This window comes from Cellulomonas sp. P1_C4 (genome assembly GCF_056406355.1).
On record NZ_JBFUAI010000044.1, the window covers coordinates 1 to 2,631 of the forward strand.

4 protein-coding genes are annotated in these 2,631 nt (G+C 66.9%); all 4 read right to left on the minus strand.

Going from position 1 to position 2,631, the window contains the following annotated elements; translation table 11 throughout:
- The coding region (locus AC1DYZ_RS20140) for a BREX system ATP-binding domain-containing protein (RefSeq protein WP_477066871.1) at positions 1 to 415 on the minus strand (415 nt) is incomplete at its 3' end.
- A gap of 4 nt (positions 416 to 419) precedes the next feature.
- Complete coding sequence (locus AC1DYZ_RS20145) at positions 420 to 1,958, minus strand: hypothetical protein (RefSeq protein ID WP_477066869.1); 1,539 nt, start codon at positions 1,956 to 1,958, stop codon at positions 420 to 422.
- A 45-nt stretch (positions 1,959 to 2,003) separates the two neighbouring features.
- Positions 2,004 to 2,246 (minus strand): hypothetical protein, encoded by a 243-nt coding sequence (locus AC1DYZ_RS20150; RefSeq protein WP_477066872.1) that lies wholly within the window; start codon positions 2,244 to 2,246, stop codon positions 2,004 to 2,006.
- Positions 2,179 to 2,631, minus strand: coding sequence for a BREX system ATP-binding domain-containing protein (locus tag AC1DYZ_RS20155; RefSeq protein WP_477066870.1), 453 nt, complete (start codon positions 2,629 to 2,631; stop codon positions 2,179 to 2,181). The genes AC1DYZ_RS20150 and AC1DYZ_RS20155 overlap by 68 nt, the downstream gene beginning before the upstream one ends.

The window sequence follows — 2,631 nt, forward strand, 5'->3', positions numbered from 1 at the left end:
TGCCCGCGGCGATGACGTCCTCGGTCAGCACGTGGAACCAGCCGTCGACCACGTCGCGGAGCGCGCTGGGGGGCGCTTCCGCGGTCGACAGGCTCTCGACGAGGCGGCGATAGACGGTCTCGAGCTTGTGGAGTGGCGTCTCCGTCTCAGAGATCTGGATCTCGGCCGCGGCAAAGCGTTCGCGCTTCGCCCGTTCGACGAGCCATCGCGTGAAGAAGGTCTTGCCGGAGCCGTACTCGCCGCGGACAGCCTTGAACTGCCCACCGCCGTTAGCCACGGTCGTGAGCTCACCATCGATCGCCGTCTCGAACTTCTCGAGACCGACGGCCAGCACGTCGAGACCTTGCTGAGGGACGGTGCCTCGACGGAGTGCATCGATGACTTCGGAACGGCGACGAGGGCTGATGACTACCACGGCGTCAGGATCCCAGGCCGAACTGCTGACGCAGGAGTGCCACGTCGAGCACAAGAGTGACTCCGTCTTCGTCGTCGCGAACGACGGGGTACATGTCCACGTTCAAGAGCCGTCGCAGCCTCACGAGGGTCCCTGCGACGAGCGGAGTCGCAACGCCGGCATCGGCCGCCAGCGTGTCGTGGTGCGCGCGCCCGCCACGACGCAACGCGCCGAGCACGAAGGAACGAACAACGGCATCGTCGAGCGGGTGACGGCCACTGTGGAGGCGCTGCTCCCGATAGGTCGCCGATCCGAGGAGAGCGTCGACCAGAGCCGCCTCGGGATCCAGCGACTCGACCGGTGGCGCGTCCGCTAAGTCGAAGCCGAGAATCCCCTGTCCGGCGTCCGGTGGTCGGACACCCAGGATCCGGTTCGGTCGTCCGCTGATCGTGGTGAGCTGGACGCCGATCAGGTCCCGAAGCATGTCATTGACGTCCACCTTGAATAGTGACGCGCTCTCAGGTCCCCGGACCAGTACGTCCTCGAGCAGGGCAGCGTCTAGCTTCACGCGTAGGTATCGGTCGTTGTCGGGCCGTACCGTGCCGAGGCCGGCCTTCTGCCAGGCTGCGATCTCAGCCGGGCTCGAGCGGACATCAGCGTTCGTGCGATTGATGTAGATACTCCGCTCGTCGTCGAGGTGGACCACCTTGCCGTAACCGGGCCACGCCGCTTCTGGGGCTATGAGTTTGAGCCCGAGCGCTTCGCAAACGCGGACGAGCGGCCAGACCTGCGACTGCGGCGTTCCGGCGGGAATGGCGTCAGCCTTGAGGCGCTTCCGCCGCGCCTCAACCTCGCCCGGTTCGGCTGTCGTTCGAGTCTGCCCAGCCGTTTCTTGAGGGCCTGGGGTGTGAGCGCCCGATGCCGGACCGCGGCCGGTGAGGAAGTCCTGTACCGCTTTCCAAGGCCCCGAAGTCAACTGAGGTGAGATCGGTGCCGGATCGACGATCACGCCCATGGCCGTCCTCACCTCTGGCGGGAGCCGCCAGAGTCCCGGGCGTTTGACGACGACAAGGCGTTCTCCGCGGGCGGCGAGAGGCACGACGGCATCGATGAGCCAGCGCCGAATGAAAGCCGACGAGGGCAGCAACCTGACCAGGCGATGGTTGTCGGGCTCCGCGCTGATTCTGAGGCTCCGATAGGGCGAAGCGTTGATCCAGACCGCGTCACCGTGGAAGACGAGCGGTCCGTAGTTCACGCGGTCGTAGTACGGGGAGACGTTCGACCAGTCCGCGCTCTCTGGGTCCCGAATGCGTCGCAGATAGCGCTCGAACGCCTCGGCATCGGGGAACTCGTCGGGCGTCACAGTCGGGCTGTAGCCGCCGTTGGCGCCGAGGATGACGACCTTCGCCGATGTCACCGGGCCAAGGTATGGACAGGTCGGGTAGTCGAGGTTGAACGAGTGCTGCCCCGCCAGAACGGCCCGGTCGTCCGGATGGGTCCATTGCCCCGTGGCTTCATCCCGTCCGAATCGCGCCCAGTACTCGACAATGTCGCTCACGTCCACGGCTGGCCTCCTCGCTCGACAGGGAGGCTATCGCCCGTGGATCGCTCAGACGTCACTCCTGCGCGTCATCGCGCTGCTGAGCGCGCGCGAAGAGTGCACCACCGAACGGTTGAACGCAGCTATGGCGGCGAAGGTGCCGAAGGCGAGCAGAGCGAGGCCCGCACCCACGCGACCGCCGAGCTCACTCGCGACCGCCCCTGCGAGCAGCTCGATGTAGCGGTCATCGACCACCGACTGGACACGCTCCGGTGACGCCGCGCCCGCCGCGTAGATGTCGCGCACCCGCATGCCGAAGGGACCGCAGCGAGTCCGGGGTGAAGCCGGGCAGTCGGATCTGGACCGCGCGCGGGTTGTCGAATCGTGCGTCGGTGTCGAAGTCCACTGCGAGCCGTTGCGCTAGCGGAGCGAGCCGTTGCACGCCCTGCTGGCCGTCGAAGAACGCCGGCGTTCCGGTCATCACGAGATAGAGGCCGGGGAACCGCCCTCCGTCGACCTCGTCGATGAGCTGTCGGAGGGCATTGAGCGACTTCTCGCGGACGTCGGACCGGACGCGCTGCAGCGTCTCCACCTCGTCCAGCACGACAACCAGGCCTCGGTAGTCGGAGTCCCGCAGGACGGTGAGCAGACCCTGCAGAAAGCCGAGCGCGCCGAAGTGGTCGAGCTCCCCTCGCAC

What these genes read in the sequence shown, in the direction of transcription:
- AC1DYZ_RS20150 (WP_477066872.1), bottom strand. Translation starts at nt 2,246, where the DNA reads ATGCGGGTGCGCGACATCTACGCGGCGGGCGCGGCGTCACCGGAGCGT.